General features: G+C 62.3%; 18 protein-coding genes. 10 read left to right on the top strand and 8 right to left on the bottom strand.

Annotated features, from left to right (window positions below; genetic code table 11):
- Positions 1-74 precede the first annotated feature (74 nt).
- From ftsX to ftsY, 3 genes are read right to left on the bottom strand one after another with little or no spacing between them, the layout of a single operon-like run.
- A complete protein-coding gene (gene ftsX, locus NJC38_RS06225) occupies positions 75-1,109 on the bottom strand; it encodes a permease-like cell division protein FtsX (protein WP_045486396.1) in 1,035 nt (344 codons plus the stop codon).
- Positions 1,106-1,777 (bottom strand): cell division ATP-binding protein FtsE, encoded by a 672-nt coding sequence (gene ftsE / locus NJC38_RS06220; protein ID WP_045486392.1) that lies wholly within the window; start codon positions 1,775-1,777, stop codon positions 1,106-1,108. The genes ftsX and ftsE overlap by 4 nt, the downstream gene beginning before the upstream one ends.
- Positions 1,774-3,237, bottom strand: coding sequence for a signal recognition particle-docking protein FtsY (gene ftsY, locus NJC38_RS06215; RefSeq protein ID WP_253112178.1), 1,464 nt, complete (start codon positions 3,235-3,237; stop codon positions 1,774-1,776). The genes ftsE and ftsY overlap by 4 nt, the downstream gene beginning before the upstream one ends.
- A 389-nt stretch (positions 3,238-3,626) precedes the next feature.
- On the opposite strand from ftsY, the gene NJC38_RS06210 reads away from it, so the two are divergent.
- From NJC38_RS06210 to NJC38_RS06195, 4 genes are all read left to right on the top strand, one after another.
- Entirely contained in the window at positions 3,627-4,982 is a 1,356-nt protein-coding gene (locus tag NJC38_RS06210; protein WP_253112176.1) for a pitrilysin family protein, read from the top strand.
- Positions 4,979-6,466 (top strand): pitrilysin family protein, encoded by a 1,488-nt coding sequence (locus NJC38_RS06205; RefSeq protein WP_253112174.1) that lies wholly within the window; start codon positions 4,979-4,981, stop codon positions 6,464-6,466. Before NJC38_RS06210 ends, NJC38_RS06205 begins: the two co-directional genes overlap by 4 nt.
- On the top strand, positions 6,466-7,050 hold the full coding sequence (gene rsmD, locus NJC38_RS06200; RefSeq protein WP_253112172.1) for a 16S rRNA (guanine(966)-N(2))-methyltransferase RsmD: 585 nt from the start codon (positions 6,466-6,468) through the stop codon (positions 7,048-7,050). The genes NJC38_RS06205 and rsmD overlap by 1 nt, the downstream gene beginning before the upstream one ends.
- 112 nt (positions 7,051-7,162) lie before the next feature.
- Positions 7,163-8,200, top strand: a complete 1,038-nt coding sequence (locus tag NJC38_RS06195) for a hydrolase (protein ID WP_253112170.1) — start codon at positions 7,163-7,165, stop codon at positions 8,198-8,200.
- A 17-nt stretch (positions 8,201-8,217) separates the two neighbouring features.
- Here the strand turns inward: NJC38_RS06195 and NJC38_RS06190 are convergent, their stop codons facing one another.
- Complete coding sequence (locus NJC38_RS06190) at positions 8,218-9,072, bottom strand: sulfurtransferase (RefSeq protein ID WP_253112168.1); 855 nt, start codon at positions 9,070-9,072, stop codon at positions 8,218-8,220.
- 167 nt (positions 9,073-9,239) lie between these two features.
- On the opposite strand from NJC38_RS06190, the gene NJC38_RS06185 reads away from it, so the two are divergent.
- From NJC38_RS06185 to ggt, 4 genes are all read left to right on the top strand, one after another.
- Positions 9,240-10,640 carry a coniferyl aldehyde dehydrogenase gene (locus NJC38_RS06185; protein ID WP_253112166.1) on the top strand — a complete coding sequence of 467 codons (1,401 nt, stop codon included), beginning with the start codon at positions 9,240-9,242 and terminating at the stop codon, positions 10,638-10,640.
- 140 nt (positions 10,641-10,780) lie between these two features.
- Positions 10,781-11,263: a pantetheine-phosphate adenylyltransferase gene (gene coaD, locus NJC38_RS06180; RefSeq protein ID WP_045486366.1), complete on the top strand. Its 483-nt coding sequence runs from the start codon at positions 10,781-10,783 to the stop codon at positions 11,261-11,263.
- A 132-nt stretch (positions 11,264-11,395) separates the two neighbouring features.
- The gene (locus NJC38_RS06175) at positions 11,396-11,647 is read left to right on the top strand and encodes a YfhL family 4Fe-4S dicluster ferredoxin (protein WP_045486363.1); all 252 of its coding nucleotides are present in this window, start codon (positions 11,396-11,398) and stop codon (positions 11,645-11,647) included.
- Between the two features lie 69 nt (positions 11,648-11,716).
- A complete protein-coding gene (gene ggt, locus NJC38_RS06170; RefSeq protein WP_253112257.1) occupies positions 11,717-13,369 on the top strand; it encodes a gamma-glutamyltransferase in 1,653 nt (550 codons plus the stop codon).
- Positions 13,370-13,459: 90 nt separating this feature from the next.
- Here the strand turns inward: ggt and NJC38_RS06165 are convergent, their stop codons facing one another.
- The 3 genes from NJC38_RS06165 to NJC38_RS06155 all read right to left on the bottom strand — a co-directional run bounded on the left by NJC38_RS06165 (position 13,460) and on the right by NJC38_RS06155 (position 15,535).
- Positions 13,460-13,801 carry a hypothetical protein gene (locus tag NJC38_RS06165; protein WP_045486360.1) on the bottom strand — a complete coding sequence of 114 codons (342 nt, stop codon included), beginning with the start codon at positions 13,799-13,801 and terminating at the stop codon, positions 13,460-13,462.
- 109 nt (positions 13,802-13,910) lie between these two features.
- Positions 13,911-14,723 (bottom strand): bifunctional DNA-formamidopyrimidine glycosylase/DNA-(apurinic or apyrimidinic site) lyase, encoded by an 813-nt coding sequence (mutM, locus tag NJC38_RS06160; protein ID WP_045486357.1) that lies wholly within the window; start codon positions 14,721-14,723, stop codon positions 13,911-13,913.
- Positions 14,723-15,535 (bottom strand): HDOD domain-containing protein, encoded by an 813-nt coding sequence (locus NJC38_RS06155; protein ID WP_253112255.1) that lies wholly within the window; start codon positions 15,533-15,535, stop codon positions 14,723-14,725. The genes mutM and NJC38_RS06155 overlap by 1 nt, the downstream gene beginning before the upstream one ends.
- 260 nt (positions 15,536-15,795) lie before the next feature.
- On the opposite strand from NJC38_RS06155, the gene NJC38_RS06150 reads away from it, so the two are divergent.
- Together NJC38_RS06150 and NJC38_RS06145 are read left to right on the top strand one after the other, a co-directional pair.
- The gene (locus NJC38_RS06150) at positions 15,796-16,332 is read left to right on the top strand and encodes a type 1 glutamine amidotransferase domain-containing protein (RefSeq protein ID WP_253112164.1); all 537 of its coding nucleotides are present in this window, start codon (positions 15,796-15,798) and stop codon (positions 16,330-16,332) included.
- Between the two features lie 79 nt (positions 16,333-16,411).
- Positions 16,412-17,608: a class I SAM-dependent rRNA methyltransferase gene (locus tag NJC38_RS06145; RefSeq protein WP_253112162.1), complete on the top strand. Its 1,197-nt coding sequence runs from the start codon at positions 16,412-16,414 to the stop codon at positions 17,606-17,608.
- A 14-nt stretch (positions 17,609-17,622) separates the two neighbouring features.
- Here NJC38_RS06145 and NJC38_RS06140 read toward each other — a convergent pair whose 3' ends face one another.
- A complete protein-coding gene (locus NJC38_RS06140) occupies positions 17,623-18,078 on the bottom strand; it encodes a hypothetical protein (RefSeq protein WP_253112153.1) in 456 nt (151 codons plus the stop codon).
- Positions 18,079-18,471: the final 393 nt, after the last annotated feature.

The following is an 18,471-nucleotide window of genomic DNA, read 5'->3' as shown; positions in this document are numbered from 1 at the left end:
TGACCGGGAACCGCTAGACAAGTTCCCTGAACAAGAAGTCAATTGATTAAAAAACGATCAACCCCGATGCTGATTTACCGGGGGGCGAGCTCACTCAAATGACGAGCCACCGCGATCCATGCACCGATATAACCCAAGAACACTGCTCCAAGCAAGAGCGAGAAACCATCTGCAACAGGAACACCGGCCAAGGCAAAGTCACTGCCATAGAGCCCGGCAAGGTCGATGACCGACTCGTTCAGCCAGTCCAGGCCAAATGCCAGCACCCCCCATGACAGCAGCCCGGCACCAATGCCATACAGCGCCCCCATGTACAGGAACGGCCTGCGCACATAGCTGTCGGTACCGCCCACCAGCTTGATGACCTCAATCTCGGTACGCCGGTTTTCGATATGCAGACGAATGGTGTTGCCGATCACCAGCAACAGCGCCGCCACCAGCAGCACGGTCAGGCCGAAGACAAAGCGGTCACCGAGCTTGAGAATCGCTGCCAGCCGCTCAACCCATACCAGGTCCAGCTGCGCCTGTTGCACCTTGGGCAATTCAGACAAACGGGTGCGCAAGGCTTCCAGCGCCGGTTTGTCGACCTCTTCGGGAGTCACCACCACGACGCCCGGCAACGGGTTGCTGGGCAGCTCCTTGAGCGCCTCGCCCAGACCGGAGTCCTTCTGGAACTCCTTGAGTGCCTGTTCGCTGCTGACATATTCGGCCTCAGCCACACCGGGCATGGCCTTGATCTGTTCGCGCAGGCGATTGCCGTCAGCCTGACCGGCGTCGATATTCAGATACACCGAGATCTGCGCCGCACGCTGCCAGGACCCACCCAGACGCTCGACGTTACTCAACAACAGCGACAAGCCCATCGGCAGGCTCAAGGCCACTGCCATCACCAGACAGGTAAAAAAACTGCCGATCGGCTGCTTGCCCAGCCGCCGCAGGCTGTCGAGCAGGCTGCTGCGATGGCTCTCGACCCAGGCGGCCAGCAAGGTGGAAAAATCCGGCCCGTCATCATCGTGCGCGCCACGTTTTTTCTTGGGCGGTTCCTGGTCTGCCGCACGGGCCGCGGCGCGGTCGGAAATTTTTGCATTGCTGCGTGACGAGTTGCTCATACGCCGGCCTCCCCGTCACCGATCAGACGCCCACGCTGCAAGGTCAACATGCGATGGCGCATGCGCGCAATCAGTGCCAGGTCGTGGCTGGCAATCAGCACACTGGTGCCAAGCCGGTTGATATCTTCAAATACACCCATGATTTCCGCCGCCAGCCGGGGATCGAGGTTGCCGGTCGGCTCATCGGCCAGCAACAGTGCCGGGCGATGGACGATGGCGCGTGCGATACCGACCCGCTGCTGCTGGCCGGTGGACAGGTCGCCCGGATACAGCGTGGCCTTGTCGGCCAGCGCAACACGCTCCAGCGCCGAGTCGACACGCTTGGCGATCTCGGGCTTGGACAGCCCGAGAATCTGCAATGGCAGGGCGACGTTGTTGAACACCGTACGGTCGAACAGCAACTGGTGGTTCTGGAACACTACACCGATCTGGCGGCGCAGGAATGGAATCTGCGCGGTACTGATCTGCCCCAGGTCCTGACCGGCCAGCAGCAGCTTGCCCGAGGTCGGGCGTTCCATGGCCAGCAACAGGCGCAACAGGGTACTTTTACCGGCCCCGGAGTGGCCGGTGACAAACAGAAACTCACCGCGACGCACTCGAAAGCTCAGCTCATGCAACCCGACGTGACCGTTCGGATAACGCTTACCGACCTGCTCGAATCGAATCATGTGCGCTCCCGCTCCGCGAACAGGGCCTGAACGAAAGGTTCGGCCTCGAAAGTGCGCAGGTCGTCGATGCCCTCGCCTACGCCGATGTAACGAATCGGCAGGCCAAACTGCTTGGCCAGGGCGAAAATCACCCCGCCTTTGGCCGTACCGTCGAGTTTGGTCAGGGCCAGGCCGGTCAACGACACGGTCTGGTTGAATTGCCTGGCCTGGTTGATGGCGTTCTGGCCAGTACCGGCGTCGAGCACCAGCAAGACCTCATGAGGCGCGTGCTCATCGAGCTTGCCGATCACCCGGCGAACCTTCTTGAGCTCTTCCATCAGATTGTCTTTGGTGTGCAGACGCCCGGCCGTATCGGCGATCAGCACATCGACACCACGGGCCTTGGCCGCCTGCACGGCATCGAAGATCACCGACGCCGAGTCGGCGCCAGTGTGCTGGGCGATCACCGGGATCTGGTTACGTTCGCCCCAGACCTGCAGCTGTTCAACGGCAGCGGCACGGAAGGTGTCGCCAGCGGCCAGCATGACCTTCTTGCCTTCAAGCTGGAGCTTCTTGGCCAGTTTGCCGATCGTGGTGGTCTTGCCGGCACCGTTCACGCCCACCACCAGAATCACATAAGGCTTGTGCGTGGTGTCGATCAGCAGCGGCTGCTCGACCGGTTTGAGCATGGCAGCCAGCTCGGCCTGCAGCGACTGGTACAGGGCTTCGGCGTCGGTCAGTTGCTTGCGGGCAACCTTCTGGGTCAGGTTCTGGATGATCACCGAGGTTGCCTCGACACCCACGTCGGCGGTCAGCAGACGGGTTTCGATCTCTTCGAGCAAGTCATCGTCAATCGCCTTGCGGCCCAGAAACAGACTGGCCATCCCTTCGCCAATGCTGGCGCTGGTCTTCGACAGGCCTTGCTTGAGACGGGCAAAGAAGCCGGTTTTCGCAGGCTCTGCGGCAGGCGCTGGGGCAGCAGGCAGCAGGGCGGTCTCGGCAACCGGTGCTGGCTCAATCACCGGTGCTGGCGCAGGAATCACAGGCTCCGGGGCGACAACAACAGGGGCTGGCACAACAACCGGCTCAACGACCGGTGCAGGAGCAGGAGCAGGAGCAGGCGGAGCCGGTTCAGGCGCGACAACAACCGGCGCAGGCGTACTGACAGGAGCGACAACCACGGGCTCTACAGGCGCTGCCGGCGCGGGTGTCGGCTCGGCCTGCACCGGCACAACCGGGGCCGGGGCCGCAGGCTCGACGGCTGGCGGTACAACCACAGGCTCAACAGGGGCAAAGGCAGCCGCAGCCACATGCTGCACTTCAGCAGCCGGGGCTGGCTCGGGTTGCGCGTCAGGCTGGGCTGCGGGTGTTTGCTGGGGCGCCGGAGCAGGCTCCGGGGCTTTCTTGCGAAACCATCCGAACAGGCCTTTCTTTTCTCCAGCCTCGGCTGGGGTCTTCTTGTCGTCGTTGGAACCAAACATGGAGGACGGCTATCTCAAAGTAGCGAAACGCCCACAGGCGTTCCGGAAAAAAGGCGACATGCCAACAGACTGCGATCGGGGCCGCTTGTTCAGAGTGCGTCTACAAAATGGCTGCGCTCGGCAATACTGCGTTGAAATTGACCTCAAAATGCTCATGTACAAAATGTACACTGCGCTTTTTCGGCCAATCTCGCCTTGTCTTGCCTTCGCTCGCCTATTTTGTAAACACCCCCTCGTTAAGCGGCACCCGATTCACCCTTGCCTGAAACAAGTTTCATGGGCCGCGGGCCCTTGAGGGTTGTTCGCGCCGCAAACGGATCAGTATCCTAACACCCCCGTGCCCGCAGACGCTAAGTCCTGGCGGCCCGTCTTACAGGTTCAAATGACCAATGATCGCTTTAGCCCGCCGCGCCGCAGGCCTGTTGCTCAGCACTCTCTGCCTGCCGCTGGCTGCCTTGGCAGCCGATCCGCAACCGACTCATGAATTCACCCTCGACAACGGCCTGAAAGTCATCGTGCGTGAAGACCACCGCGCACCGGTGGTGGTCTCCCAGGTCTGGTACAAGGTCGGCTCCAGCTACGAGACCCCCGGCCACACCGGGCTGTCTCACGCTCTTGAACACATGATGTTCAAGGGCAGCAGCAAGACCGGTCCCGGCGAAGCTTCGCTGATCCTGCGCGATCTGGGCGCCGAAGAGAACGCCTTCACCAGCGACGACTACACCGCTTATTACCAGGTGCTGGCCCGCGACCGCCTGAGCGTAGCGCTGGAGCTGGAAGCCGATCGCATGGCGACGCTGAAAATTCCGGCCGACGAATTCAGCCGCGAGATCGAGGTCATCAAGGAAGAACGCCGCCTGCGTACCGACGACAAACCGGTCAGCAAGGCCTATGAGCGCTTCAAGGCCATGGCCTACCCGGCCAGTGGCTACCACACGCCGACCATCGGCTGGATGGCCGACCTCAATCGCATGACGGTCGAGGACCTGCGCCACTGGTATCAACAGTGGTACACCCCTAACAACGCCACGCTGGTGGTGGTCGGCGACGTCAAGCCCGATGAAGTGAAAGCCCTGGCCGAGCGCTTCTTCGGCTCGATCCCGCGCCGCGACGTGCCGCCCGCCAAGAAACCGCTGGAACTGGCCGAGCCTGGCCAGCGGCAGATCACCCTGCATGTGAAGACCCAGTTGCCGAGCCTGATCTACGGCTTCAATGTGCCGAGCCTGTCGACCGCCGAAGACCCGCGTTCGGTGCATGCCCTGCGCCTGATCGCCGCCTTGCTCGACGGCGGCTACAGCGCGCGTATTCCGACCCGCCTGGAGCGTGGTGAAGAGCTGGTAGCCGGCGCATCGTCGCAATACGACGCCTTTGCACGCGGTGACAGCCTGTTCCTGATCAGCGCCACGCCCAACGTGCAGAAGAAGAAAACCCTGGCCGACACCGAAGCCGGTATCTGGCGCCTGCTCGACGAACTCAAGACCAAGGCGCCGTCCAGCGAAGAACTGGAGCGGGTCCGGGCCCAGGTCATCGCCGGCCTGGTCTATGAGCGCGACTCGATCACCAGCCAGGCCACGACTATCGGCCAACTGGAAACCGTCGGCCTGTCCTGGAAGTTGATCGACGAAGAGCTGGCCGCGCTGCAAGGCGTGACCCCGGCCGACATCCAGAACGCCGCCAAGACCTATTTCACCCGTGAGCGCCTCAGCGTTGCGCACGTGCTGCCTGAGGAGAAGAAGGCCAAATGATCATGCGCAAACATTCGCTGCCCGGCCTGTTACTGGCCGCCTCGCTCAGTGCGCTGGTCGCCCTGCCCGCTGCTGCCAATAATGCCGTAGCCCCTGATGCGCCGCGTGGCGACGCGCCACTGGGGCAAAACCTGCAATCGCTCAAAGAGCTGGACGGCAAAGCCCCGGCACGCCGGGAAATGAACATCCAGAGCTGGACCACCGCCGAAGGCGCCAAGGTGCTGTTCGTCGAATCGCGCGAACTGCCGATGTTCGACCTGCGCCTGATCTTTGCCGCCGGCAGCAGCCAGGACCCGCAGAACGCTCCAGGCCTGGCGCTGATGACCAACGCCATGCTCAACGAAGGCGTCAAAGGCAAGGACGTCACCGCCATCGCGCAAGGCTTCGAGGGCCTGGGCGCCGATTTTGGCAACGGTTCCTACCGCGACATGGCCATGGTCTCGCTGCGCAGCCTCAGTGGCCAAGACAAACGCGAGCCCGCCTTGAAGCTGTTCAACGAGGTGATTGGCAAGCCGACCTTCCCGGCCGACTCGCTGGCGCGGATCAAGAACCAGATGCTGGCAAGCTTCGAATACCAGAAGCAGAACCCCGGAGTGATCGGCAGCAAGGCGCTGTTCGAGAAACTCTACGGCAACCATCCGTACGCTCACCCCAGCGACGGCAACCCGAAAAGCATCGGCGCCCTGACCCAGGCCCAGCTCAAGGCTTTCCACGCCAAGGCCTATGCCTCCGGCAATGCGGTCATCGCGCTGGTTGGCGACCTGTCGCGCGACGAGGCCCAGGCCATCGCCGCGCAAGTCTCCGCCTCGCTGCCCAAAGGCCCGGCCCTGGCGAAAATGCCAGAGCCTGCCGAACCCAAGGCCGGCGTGACGCATATCGAGTTCCCGTCCAACCAGACCCACCTGCTGCTGGCGCAACTGGGCATCAGCCGCAACGACCCGGACTACGCCGCACTGATGGTCGGCAACTCGGTACTGGGCGGCGGTGGCTTCGGCAGCCGCCTGATGACCGAAGTGCGCGAAAAGCGCGGCCTGACTTACGGTGTGTCGTCCGGTTTCACCGGCATGCGCGTGCCCGGCCCGTTCACCATTGGCCTGCAAACCCGCGCCGAACTGAGCGAAAACACGCTCAAGCTGGTCCAGGATCAGGTGCGCGAGTTCCTCGACAAAGGCCCGACCCAGAAAGAAATCGACGACGTGAAACGCGAACTGTCGGGCAGCTTCCCGCTGTCGGCGGCCAGCAACTCATCGATTGCCGCGCAGCTGGGCGCGATTGGCTTCTATGATTTGCCGCTGACCTTCCTGGAAGACTACCTGACCGAAGCCCAGGCGGTGACGGTCGAGCAGGTCAAGGCCGCGATGAACAAACACCTCAGCGCCGACCAGATGGTCATCGTTACCGTCGGCCCGACCGTGGAGCAAAAACCGCTGCCACCCCCCACTGACAAACCTGCCCGGCAACCTGTCGGCGTTCCGGAGCATTGATGGCCAATCCACGAGCAAAAGCGCATAACGGCCAGGGTCAACTGCGCATCATCGGTGGCGAATGGGGCAGCCGCAAACTGAGCTTCCCCGACGGTCCCGGCCTGCGCCCGACCCCTGACCGGGTGCGTGAAACGCTGTTCAACTGGCTGGCGCCATACATCATCGGCGCGCGGGTGCTGGACCTGTTCAGTGGCAGCGGCGCGCTGTACTTCGAGGCGCTGTCGCGCGGTGCCAAGGCAGGGCTGGCGCTGGACACCAACCCGGCGGCCATCGCCAGCCTGCGGCAGAACCTGACGCTGCTCAAATGCGAGAACGGCCAGGTTCAGCAAAGTGATGCCCTGCGCCACCTGGAGACCTGCCCCGCAGAAACCTTCGATGTGGTGTTTCTCGACCCGCCGTTTCATCAGGAGCTGCTGGCCAACGCCTGCACCCTGCTGGAAAACAACGCCTGGCTGAGCGAACGGGCGTGGATCTACACCGAAAGCGAGACACCGCCTTCGACCACCGGGCTGCCAGGCAATTGGCGTCTGCACCGCGAGAAAAAGGCAGGTCAGGTCTATTACGCGCTCTGGCAACGCGGTTAACAGGCTGCTACGCCGGTATCGCGGGGCGGGCCGCTGGCCCTGCCCCCTTACATCGCGCACCACTTAGTGGCAACGTAGGCGCTGACCCGCCAGCTTAACGATGACTGCCGCCATGCCTGCACCTTCGTTTCATCCTGCCCATGTCAGCCCCTTTGCCCCGGCCATCGGGCTGGGTAACCCACATCTGCAAACCCTCTGGGGGCCGCTGTTGCGGCGCGGCTTGCCGATTGAGCGAAAGCGCGAGCGCATGTGGCTGGATGACGGTGATTTTCTCGACCTGGACTGGAACGGCCCGCATTGCCCGGATGCGCCGCTGGTGCTGGTCCTGCACGGCCTGACCGGCTCGTCGAACTCGCCTTATGTGGTGGGCCTGCAACGGGCCATGCAAGCGCAGGGCTGGGCCAGCGTGGCGCTGAACTGGCGCGGCTGCTCCGGTGAGCCGAACCTGCGCTCACGCAGCTATCATTCCGGGGCCAGTGAGGACCTGGCCGCAGTGGTCGCCCACTTGCGCGCCTTGCGGCCACTGGCGCCGTTGTATGCGGTGGGGTACTCGCTGGGCGGTAATGTACTGCTCAAGTACCTGGGCGAGTCCGGCGAACACAGCCAGTTGCTCGGTGCGGTGGCCGTCTCGGTGCCGTTTCGTCTGGATCAATGCGCCAACCGTATCGGCCAGGGGTTTTCGCGTATCTATCAACGCCACTTCATGCGCGAAATGCTCGGCTACATCCGTGACAAACAGCGCCGCTTTCAACACGAGGGGCTCAGCGAAGGGCTGGCCGAACTGGCCGCGCTCGGCTCGCTGGAAAACATGCGCACCTTCTGGGATTTCGACGGCCGGGTCACCGCGCCGCTGCACGGTTTTACCGACGCCGAGGACTATTACCGGCGGGCTTCAAGCCGCTATTTTCTTGGCCAGGTGCGCACCCCGACGCTGATCATCCAGTCCATCGATGACCCGTTCGTGTTCGCCCACAGCCTGCCTGCGCCGGATGAACTGGCCTCGTGCATCGAATTCGAGCTACAGGCCAAGGGCGGCCATGTGGGCTTTGTCGAAGGTTCGTTGCGCCGCCCCGAATACTACCTGGAGCGGCGTATCCCGCTGTGGCTGGGCATTGCCCACGAGCGGGACAATCCCTATCCCGCGACCTGACAACGCCTGACCCGGCCTCAGCCGCCGGTGGCGATTTCGCGCTTGGGGTCGGTAATCCACTCACTCCACGAGCCGGCATACAGGGCGCCCAACGGGTAACCGGCCAGCGCCATGGCAAACAGGTTATGACAGGCCGTCACGCCTGAGCCGCAGTAGGCCACCAGTTCACTGGGAGGGCGGTCCTGCAGGGCGGCGGCAAAGCGCTCGCGCAGCTTTTCGGCCGGCAAAAAGCGGCCATCGGCACCAAGGTTCTCGGTAAATGCCAGGCATTGCGCGCCGGGGATGTGCCCTGCCACCGGATCAATCGGCTCGACTTCACCACGAAAGCGCGGTTCGGCACGTGCATCGATCAGGCTCAGGGTTGGCCGCCCGAGACGCTTTTGCAGGCGTTCGGCGCTCAACACCAGTGAGTTGTCCGGTTCGCCATTGAAATGGCCTGGCTCGTTACCGGCCGGATCAAGGCTCAGTGGCAGGCCCGCTGCATGCCAGGCCTTGAGGCCACCATCGAGCAAATACACGCCGTCGCGCTTGCCCAGCCAGGCCAGCAGCCACCAGGCGCGGGCCGCAAAAGCGCCGGGGCCGTCATCGTAAAGCACCACGGTGCTGTCGTTGTTGATGCCCCAGCTGCGCAACCGCTCGACCAGTGCGCGGGGCTCGGGCAGTGGATGACGGCCGGTCTTGCCCTTGCTCACCGGGCCACTGAGGTCGCGCTCCAGATCGGCAAACCAAGAGCGCTCGATATGGCCCTGGGCATAGCTGCGCTGCCCGTAGTCGGCATCTTCCAGAGCAAAACGGCAATCGAGAATCACCAGCCCTGGCTCCTCCAGCCTGGCGGCCAGTTCCCGGGGGCTGATCAGTTGCGCGAGAGGCATAAAACGAACTCCTGCAGACAGACAATCGAATAATCAGGCGACATCTATTTGTCGAGCATAGGCCGTGAGCAGGCACGCCGTCGACTGGCCTTTGGTAGACATGCCGCTTATGCAGTTGATCGGCAGGCATTGTAGAGTGGCCCCGGTTCATACCCCAAGGATCTGCCATGAGCGACACGCAGCAACGGCTGGACGCCGCCTTTTCTCTCCAGCGCCAGGCCTTTGCGGCCAACCCGATGCCATCAGTTGCGCAGCGCCAGGCGTGGCTGCGTGAGTTGGCGCAGCAGCTCAAGGCGCAGCGCCAGGCACTGGTGACGGCAATCAGTACGGATTTCGGCCATCGCAGTGCCGATGAAACCCTGCTGGCCGAACTGCTGCCCAGCCTGATGGGCATCCGCGATGCAAGGCGGCGCCTGAAGGGCTGGATGAAACCCTCGCGACGCCACGTCGGGCTGGCCTTCCAGCCGGCATCGGCGAAGGTCATGTACCAGCCGCTGGGGGTGGTTGGCATCATTGTGCCGTGGAACTACCCGTTGTTTCTGGCTATCGGCCCGCTGACCGGTGCGCTGGCAGCCGGCAACCGGGTGATGCTCAAACTCAGCGAGTCGACCCCTGCCACCGGTCAGTTGCTCAAGCAGATGCTGGCGCAGATTTTCCCGCAAGACCTGGTGTGCGTGGTGCTGGGTGAAGTCGAGGTCGGCATGGCGTTTTCCCGGCTGCCGTTCGACCACTTGCTGTTCACCGGCGCAACCGGCGTAGGCAAGCAGGTGATGCGTGCCGCTGCCGAGCACCTGACCCCGGTGACCCTGGAACTGGGCGGCAAGTCGCCAGCCATTGTGGCTCGTGACGTGCCGCTAGCGGATGCCGCGCAACGGCTGGCCTTCGGCAAGACCCTCAATGCCGGGCAAACCTGTGTGGCCCCGGATTACGTGCTGGTGCCCCGGGAGCGCCTCGACGGTCTGGTCGAAGCCTTGCGCCACACAGTCCAAGGCTTCTACCCGGAGCCGACCCGCAACCGCGACAGCACGCACATCATCAATCAACACCAGCGCCGTCGCCTGCAGCATTATGTGGATGACGCCATCGGCAAAGGCGCCCGGTCAATCGTCCTGCAACCGCAGGGTCAGGACGGCCAGATGCCGTTGACACTGTTGCTGGATGTCGACGACAGCATGCAGGTGATGCAGGAAGAGATCTTCGGGCCGCTGTTGCCGGTTTTGCCTTACGACACCCTGGAACAGGCGCTGGGCTGGATCAACCAGCGCCCACGGCCACTGGCGCTGTATTTCTTCGGTTACGACAAACACGAGCAGCGTCAGGTGCTGGAGCGCACCCACTCAGGCGGGGTGTGCATCAACGACACCTTGCAACATGTTGCGGTGGACGACCTGCCGTTCGGCGGCATCGGCCCTTCGGGGATGGGCCATTACCATGGCCGCGAAGGCTTTCTGACCTTCAGCAAAGCCAAGAGCGTGCTGATCAAGCCGCGCCTGAACACCGCACGGCTCATTTACCCGCCGTACGGCAAAACCCTGCAGCGGCTGATCCAGTGGCTGTTTATTCGCTGACAGCGCAACGTTGGCCGATCGGCGCCAATGTCCGATAATCGGCCCTTTACGACTGATGTCGCAAGGCTGCCGACTTGGCCCGATGGGCGCGGCTGCGATACCATCCCAGTCCCTCAACGGACTCCTGACAGGACGACGCGATGAACCGAGTGTTGTATCCAGGCACCTTCGACCCGATTACCAAGGGCCACGGCGATCTGGTCGAACGCGCCTCGCGCCTGTTCGATCATGTGATCATTGCCGTAGCGGCCAGCCCCAAGAAGAACCCCTTGTTCCCGCTCGAGCAACGGGTCGAGCTGGCCCGGGAAGTGACCGCCCATCTGCCCAACGTCGAAGTCATCGGCTTCTCGACCCTGCTGGCGCAACTGGCCAAGGAGCAGAATGCCAATATTCTGCTGCGCGGCCTGCGTGCGGTGTCAGACTTCGAGTACGAGTTCCAGCTGGCCAACATGAACCGGCAACTGGCCCCGGACGTGGAAAGCCTGTTCCTGACCCCGTCGGAGCGTTACTCGTTCATCTCTTCGACCCTGGTCCGGGAAATCGCGGCGTTGGGTGGCGATATCACCAAGTTCGTCCACCCGGCCGTGGCCAATGCGCTGACCGAGCGGTTCAAGAGCAACTGAAAGCGACAGCCTGCTGCAGCACTTTCAGGTAATAACCCTAGAAACCTCAAGGTGCATCCTGAAGCCTAATGCGGCACAATTCGCCGCATTGGCTTTCATATGCCCGGATGCGACCCGCGGCAGGAGTGTTTCATGTCCCTTATCATCACTGACGATTGCATCAACTGCGACGTCTGCGAACCAGAGTGCCCGAACGAAGCGATTTCCCAGGGCGAAGAAATCTACGTGATCGACCCCAACCTGTGCACCGAGTGCGTGGGCCACTACGACGAGCCGCAATGCCAGCAAGTCTGCCCGGTCGATTGCATCCCGCTGGATGAAAACCGGGTCGAGAGTAAAGACGAGCTGATGACCAAATACCGGCTCATCACCGGTAAAGCCTGACCATCATCGCCTGGCAAGGAATGCCTGTTGTTGAATCCTGATCGAAGACGTTCCGGCCTGTTCGGCGCTCTGCTCGCGTTTTGCGTTCTGCTTGCGCCACTGGCTCAGGCCACGCCGCTGCCAGACCAGGCGGCCATCGCCAGCCCTCACGCCCAGGCGACCGAGGCCGGCGAGCGCATTCTGGCCGCAGGCGGCAATGCCTTCGATGCCGCCGTGGCAGTCAGTGCCGCCCTGGCGGTCGTCGAGCCGTATGGCTCCGGTCTTGGCGGCGGCGGCTTCTTCCTGCTGCGCGAGGGCGGTGATCAGCCGCAGTATCGGTTTATCGATGCACGGGAAAAAGCGCCACTCAAAGCCACTTACGATCTGTATCAGCGCGACGGCAAGGTGCAGGCCCAGCTGTCGCTCAACGGTGCACTGGCCGCTGCGATTCCGGGGTTGCCCGCTGCACTGGTGGAACTGGCCGAGCACTATGGCCAGTTGCCGCTCAAGACCTCATTGGCACCGGCCATCGCCTTGGCCAACAGCGGTTTTGCAGTAGACCCCATCTATCAGAAGCGCGCCCGCATACGCCTGTCAGCCTTGCGCGACGACCCGGAAAGCGCACGGCTGTTTCTCGACAACGGTGATATCCCCAGTATCGGCACCCTGATCCGCCAACCGGAACTGGCCGTGACCCTGGAGCGCCTGGGTCGCGATGGCCGCGAAGGTTTTTATGGCGGTGAGACCGCGCACCAGTTGATCGCCGGTGTCCAGGCTGCAGGCGGTATCTGGACCCATCAGGACTTGCAGCAATACCAGGTCGCCACTCGCCAGCCGCTGCGCTGGCCACTGGCACAACAACGCGAGTTGATCAGCGCCCCGCCACCCTCCGCCGGCGGCGTGGCGCTGGCCCAGAGCCTGACCATGCTTGAACACCTGCCGTGGCGTGAAGCCCAGGGCAGCCAGCGCATCCATTACGTGCTGGAGGTGCTGCGCCGCGCCTACCGTGACCGCGGCCAGTTGGGCGACCCGGATTTCGTCAGCAATCCGATCCCGCAGTTGCTGGACCGTCAGTACCTGAAAACCCTGGCCGCCAGCATCGATCCTCAGCGTGCGACCCCAAGTGCCGACTTGCCGCCCTCGCCCGCCTGGCGCGAAGGCGATCACACCACCCATTTCGCCGTGCTCGACCGCGCCGGTAATGCGGTGTCGGCGACCCTGTCGATCAATCTGCCGTTCGGCGCAGCCTTTAGCGTGCCCGGCACCGGTGTGGTGCTCAACGACGAGATGGATGACTTTGCCGCCGACCCGCAAGGCAGCAATGCTTACGGGCTGGCGGGCAGCCAGGCCAATTCGATTGCGGCGGGCAAGCGACCATTGTCGAGCATGAGCCCCAGCTTCATCGAAAGCCCCCAGGCCTTCACTGCGTTCGGCACACCGGGTGGCAGCCGTATTCCGAGCATGGTGCTGCTGGCCATGCTGCAGTACCTGGACGGCCAGCCAGTGCCGGCCTGGCCAGCACTGCCCCGCTATCACCACCAATATCTGCCGGACGTGGTGGAGTTCGAACCGGGAGCGCTGAGCGCGCAGATCCAGGCACAGTTAAAGAGCCGCGGCTACAGCCTCAAGCAGACCGCCGACACCTTCGGCAATCAGCAGGTGCTGTTGTGGGACAAGCAAAAACGCAGCGTTGAGGCGGCCAGTGACCCACGTGGCGTCGGGGCTGCGAGGGTCTTTGATTGATCTTCACGCTGTCTTGCAGCAAAGACGGGCCTTGTGGAGCAGCCGGGACGCCTTCGCGGCTGAAGCCGCTCCTACCGGTTTCGACAGGCGTCATTCCTGCCTGTTGTAACCATCTCCGGTGCAGCCCAGGCAGCGCACGAAGGCCGCCTTGCCCGGATCGACCACCAACGCCTTGCCTGCACGACCGATGCCGCCACCGGTGGCGGTGAATGGCAGCGAGATGACAAACAGACCGGCACCGGCCACGGTGGCGGCAATCAGTAGCGGCCGAGCGATCAGCAGGTCACCGATCATGGCAAAAGCCGGCGGGTTCTGGATTTCATAGACCGGATCGCCACTGGCATCCGGGCGATCAAACGCGGCCATGGCCGGCATGGCCTGCAGGCCGATGGACAAGGCCAGAGTGGCAGCGAGAATGCGAAACGGGCTCATGCTGGATCCTTGGGCTGGGTAAGTGCAATGCGCCTAACTATAAACAGCGACTGCGGTTACGCAAGGCCCAAGGTCATGCAACAAATCTCCGGCCGGTAACAGATCAGGCTCAGCGCTGACACTTCGGACAAAAGACCGTGGCGCGCTGACCCAGTTTGATTTCCCGCAACAGGCTGCCGCACACCTTGCACGGTAGCCCGCCCCGGCCATAGGCGAACAGCTCCTGCTGGAAATAGCCGGGCTTGCCGTCACCACCGATGAAATCACGCAAGGTGGTGCCGCCACGCTCGATGGCATAGGCCAGGATGCGCTTGATTTCGACGGCCAGCTTTACATAACGCGCTCTGGAAATGCTGCCCGCCTCACGGCGCGGGTCGATACCGGCAGCGAACAAAGCCTCGGTGGCGTAGATATTGCCGACCCCGACCACCACCGCGTTGTCCATGATGAACGGCTTGACCGCGATGGACTTGCCCCGCGACTTCTCGTACAGGCGCAGGCCATCGAACAGATCGGTCAGCGGCTCCGGCCCCAGGCGCACCAGCAACTCGTGATTGTGCGGGTCCTGGCTCCAGAGCATGGCGCCAAAGCGCCTTGGGTCGGTATAGCGCAGCGCCAGCCCCGACTCCAGCTCGATATCCACATGTTCGTGCTTGAGCGCCGGCAGACCCGCCTCGACCAGGCGCAGGTTACCGGACATGCCCAGATGGCTGATCAGCGTACCGACCTCGGCCTGGATCAACAGGTATTTGGCGCGTCGCCCAACCTCGACAATGCGTTGCCCCGAGAGCCGCACATCCAGGTCTTCCGGCACCGGCCAGCGCAGGCGGTGATCGCGCACGATCACCCGGCTGACACGTTGACCTTGCAGATGTGGCGCGATACCGCGGCGGGTGGTTTCGACCTCTGGCAATTCAGGCATCAGTGGCCGCTCAGTTCGCGGATGCTTTCTTTGAGGTACTCGAAATCGTATTCGGACAAGCCGACATAATCGAGGACCAGCGGGCCGACCACTTCCCACTCATGGTCGGCCTCCTGATTGCCCAGCACCTGGAAGGACTGGCAGATGTGCTCGGCCATCTTCAGCGGCCCCAGCAGGTTTTTCAGCGGGGCATTGCGGCTCGATTCGTCCTGGAAGATCGCCAGGGCATTGTGGTGGTTGGCGATGGCCGCACACAGGTGTTCGGGCAACCGCCATGATCGGGCCGTGTAATAACCGACCACCGCATGGTTGGTATCGAACGCGGCGTTTTCGGTGTCCACCACCCGGTGGCTCTCGTTGGCGTTGGCGTAGGCGTTTTCCAGCACTTGCATGTAGTCGGGGAAACGCTTGAGCATCAGCGGCACGCCGCAATCGTGAAACAGCCCCAGGGCATAGGACTCGTCGACCGTCTGCGAACCGATGCGCTTGGACAGGGTCAGGCTGGTCATCGCCACGTCCTGGGCTGTGTCCCAGAAGCGGTTGAGGGTCACGATGGTCTCGTCGCTCATCTCGCCCTTGATCGACTGGGCGTTGATGAGGTTGATCACCGTACGACTGCCGAGCAGGTTGACCGCACGGTCGATGGACGCAATTTTGTTGGTCAGCCCGAAATGCGCCGAATTGACGATTTTGAGCAAAGCCCCGGAAAGCCCCGGGTCATGGGAAATCAGTTTGGCGATGGTGCCCAGATCAGGGTCGGGCATGTACTGCTCCATCTGCAAATCGACAAGGATCTGCGGCTGCGCAGGCACGCTGATACCTTGCAGGGCTTGCTGAATCTGCTCGGGGGTCAGTTCGGGGGTCAGCTCTTGGGGCATAGGTACTTACTCGGGGCCATGACCGGATTTTGCCCCCTTAATCAATAACGGTCCATCACCAAAACGGGTGATTTATTCTGAACTTTGCCGCCAGCCATGCTTCGGAACTAAAGACACCGGCAGCCAGCGAGCGGCCTCGACCGCCCGTCTGACAAGGCCTGACCCAAGTCTGCACACCGATTCAGGAGAGCCTTATGTCCACATCCTTGCAGGGTAAACGCGTCGCATTTTTGGTAACCGATGGTTTCGAACAGGTCGAGCTGACCGGCCCGCAACAGGCTCTCGAAGCCGCTGGCGCGGCCACCGAGATCCTGTCCAGCCAGTCAGGCCAGGTCAAAGGCTGGAACCATGACCAGCCAGCCGATGATTTCAAGGTCGACCGCACCTTCCAACAGGCCGCCGAACAAAGCTACGACGCCGTCGTGTTGCCGGGCGGGGTGCAGAACTCCGATACCATCCGCATTGACCCCGACGCTCAGCACATCGTACGCCTGATCAACGGCCAGAACAGACCACTGGCCGTGATCTGCCACGGCAGCTGGCTGCTGATCAGCGCTGACCTGGTGCGCGGCAAGAAACTGACCAGCTACAAGACACTCAAGGATGATCTGGACAATGCCGGTGCCGACTGGGTCGATGAAGCGGTGGTCATCGATGGCAACCTGATCAGCAGCCGCGCCCCCAATGACATCCCGGCCTTCAACGAAGCGTTGCTCAAAGCATTGTCCTGATCGTCGATTAATTCACGTCATCCCGGCCGGTAACCGGGGTGACGCGCTATAATCCCGCTCTTTTTTCCGGAGCGACGTGATGTCTCTGCCCAGCCTGCGCCTCAAAGCCAACGCCGACCGCCGCCTGCGGGCCGGTCACCTGTGGGTCTACAGCAACGAGATCGACGTTGCCGCCACGCCCCTGAACAGGTTTTCGGCAGGTGACCAGGCCGTCCTGGAAGCCGCCAGCGGCAAGCCGCTGGGCATCGTGGCCATGAGCCCGAACAACCTGATCTGCGCCCGCCTGCTGTCGCGCGACACCAAGCTGCCGCTGGACAAGTCGCTGCTGGTGCACCGCCTCAACGTTGCCCTGTCGCTGCGTGAACGGCTGTTCGACAAACCCTTCTACCGTCTGGTCTATGGCGACTCGGACTTGCTGCCAGGCCTGGTGGTAGACCGCTTCGATCACATTCTGGTCGTGCAACTGGCCTCCGCCACCATGGAACAGCACAAGGACGATGTGATCGCCGCGCTGGTCCAGGTGCTCAAACCCAGCGGCATTCTGTTCAAGAACGATTCCAGCGCCCGCGACGCCGAAGGCCTGAACCGCTACGTCGAAACCGTCTACGGCGCCGTACCTGAATGGGTCGCGCTGGAAGAAAACGGCGTGAAGTTCGAAGCACCGGTGCTTGACGGCCAGAAGACCGGCTGGTTCTACGACCACCGCATGAACCGCGCACGCCTGGCACCCTACGTCAAAGGCAAGCGGGTACTGGACCTGTACAGCTACATCGGTGGCTGGGGCATCCAGGCCGGTGCGTTCGGCGCCAGCGAAGTATTCTGCGTCGACGCCTCGGCCTTTGCCCTGGACGGCGTAGAGCGTAATGCGGCGCTGAACGGCTTCGCGGAAAAGGTCACCTGCATCGAAGGTGACGTGTTCGAAGCCTTGAAAGAACTCAAGGCCGCCGAAGAGCGTTTCGACGTGATCGTCGCCGACCCGCCAGCCTTCATCAAGCGCAAGAAAGACCTGAAGAACGGCGAAGGCGCCTACCGTCGCCTGAATGAACAGGCCATGCGCCTGCTCAGCAAGGACGGCATCCTGGTCAGCGCCTCGTGCTCGATGCACCTGCCTGAAGATGACCTGCACAACATCCTGCTGACCAGCGCCCGCCATCTGGACCGCAACATGCAAATCCTTGAGCGCGGCGGCCAGGGCCCGGACCACCCGGTGCACCCGGCGATTCACGAAACGCGCTACATCAAGAGCATCACCTGCCGGTTGCTGCCTAACAGCTGATACACAAAGCAGCTTCAGTTACCCGGGTCTTTTTCAGGATCCGGGGCATGCTCCCCGCTTGACTCCATAGCCGCTACGCCCTGCAGGTCCATGCTCAAACCCTCCGTAGCTTTCCTGAAGGACGCACCGACAGCCAGCTGAACACCCAACGCAATGACAAACCCTAGCATCACCACGCCATCCGGTATGGGATCGTCCGTAGAAAGGCGATAAAGCACCATGGCGAAGAAGCCCCCACCAAGAATGCCCATAATGGCCAAGACAGGCCTGAAAGAACTTATCGGATTTCCCAGTGCACGAATCGCATCGCACTGCGCTTCAGTGGCAACCTGCTCAGCACAGCAGGAAGGACACGCAATAGGCTCCAGAGCAAAAATCCTGATTTGCTGTTTATAGCCAGGTACAAATTGCTTCTGACATTCGCCACACGTCACCTTGAGCCCCACCACAGCGACAAACTTGCTGCCCACCTCTTCACCTCATCACTTGAGCCGACCGACGCCAGCGAGATCCATTCAGTGCGGGCATCCTATCGGGACGATAAACGAGGGAAAAACCCTCGACAGCAACTTCAGAAAATCCCTACAAACAAAACTGCTTTGTCGCAGGATGATTTACCGCACGACGATCAGACGCCATGCCAAGCACGCCCGAGCGGTGTAGAATCGGCGCTATTCATCGCCAGTCATCCCCCGGCGGGTTTATGAGCTCAGGCCGAGTGCACGGTGATCCCGTAGCTTTCGGTTATTTCCCTGCATGCGATCAATGCCGTCTTGCATGTGGATCACTAGAAGCTCACTCCCCTTGATGGGCACCTCTGAAAACGTAGGCGAGGCAGTCAGCGCAAGGCGAAACAGGCAAGG

Origin of the sequence: Pseudomonas sp. 21LCFQ010 (assembly GCF_024129905.1) — a bacterium.
Lineage (GTDB): Bacteria > Pseudomonadota > Gammaproteobacteria > Pseudomonadales > Pseudomonadaceae > Aquipseudomonas.
This window is presented reverse-complemented; position numbering and strand designations above follow the sequence as displayed.

Excerpts from the sequence above, each read along its gene's own strand:
- NJC38_RS06210 (WP_253112176.1), top strand. The coding sequence starts at position 3,627 with ATGATCGCTTTAGCCCGCCGCGCCGCAGGCCTGTTGCTCAGCACTCTC.
- NJC38_RS06145 (WP_253112162.1), top strand. The coding sequence starts at position 16,412 with ATGTCTCTGCCCAGCCTGCGCCTCAAAGCCAACGCCGACCGCCGCCTG.
- NJC38_RS06195 (WP_253112170.1), top strand. The coding sequence starts at position 7,163 with ATGCCTGCACCTTCGTTTCATCCTGCCCATGTCAGCCCCTTTGCCCCG.
- ftsX (WP_045486396.1), bottom strand. The coding sequence starts at position 1,109 with ATGAGCAACTCGTCACGCAGCAATGCAAAAATTTCCGACCGCGCCGCG.
- rsmD (WP_253112172.1), top strand. The coding sequence starts at position 6,466 with ATGGCCAATCCACGAGCAAAAGCGCATAACGGCCAGGGTCAACTGCGC.
- NJC38_RS06165 (WP_045486360.1), bottom strand. The coding sequence starts at position 13,801 with ATGAGCCCGTTTCGCATTCTCGCTGCCACTCTGGCCTTGTCCATCGGC.
- mutM (WP_045486357.1), bottom strand. The coding sequence starts at position 14,723 with ATGCCTGAATTGCCAGAGGTCGAAACCACCCGCCGCGGTATCGCGCCA.
- NJC38_RS06185 (WP_253112166.1), top strand. The coding sequence starts at position 9,240 with ATGAGCGACACGCAGCAACGGCTGGACGCCGCCTTTTCTCTCCAGCGC.
- NJC38_RS06190 (WP_253112168.1), bottom strand. The coding sequence starts at position 9,072 with ATGCCTCTCGCGCAACTGATCAGCCCCCGGGAACTGGCCGCCAGGCTG.
- NJC38_RS06205 (WP_253112174.1), top strand. The coding sequence starts at position 4,979 with ATGATCATGCGCAAACATTCGCTGCCCGGCCTGTTACTGGCCGCCTCG.
- ftsY (WP_253112178.1), bottom strand. The coding sequence starts at position 3,237 with ATGTTTGGTTCCAACGACGACAAGAAGACCCCAGCCGAGGCTGGAGAA.
- NJC38_RS06175 (WP_045486363.1), top strand. The coding sequence starts at position 11,396 with ATGTCCCTTATCATCACTGACGATTGCATCAACTGCGACGTCTGCGAA.
- NJC38_RS06150 (WP_253112164.1), top strand. The coding sequence starts at position 15,796 with ATGTCCACATCCTTGCAGGGTAAACGCGTCGCATTTTTGGTAACCGAT.
- ftsE (WP_045486392.1), bottom strand. The coding sequence starts at position 1,777 with ATGATTCGATTCGAGCAGGTCGGTAAGCGTTATCCGAACGGTCACGTC.
- coaD (WP_045486366.1), top strand. The coding sequence starts at position 10,781 with ATGAACCGAGTGTTGTATCCAGGCACCTTCGACCCGATTACCAAGGGC.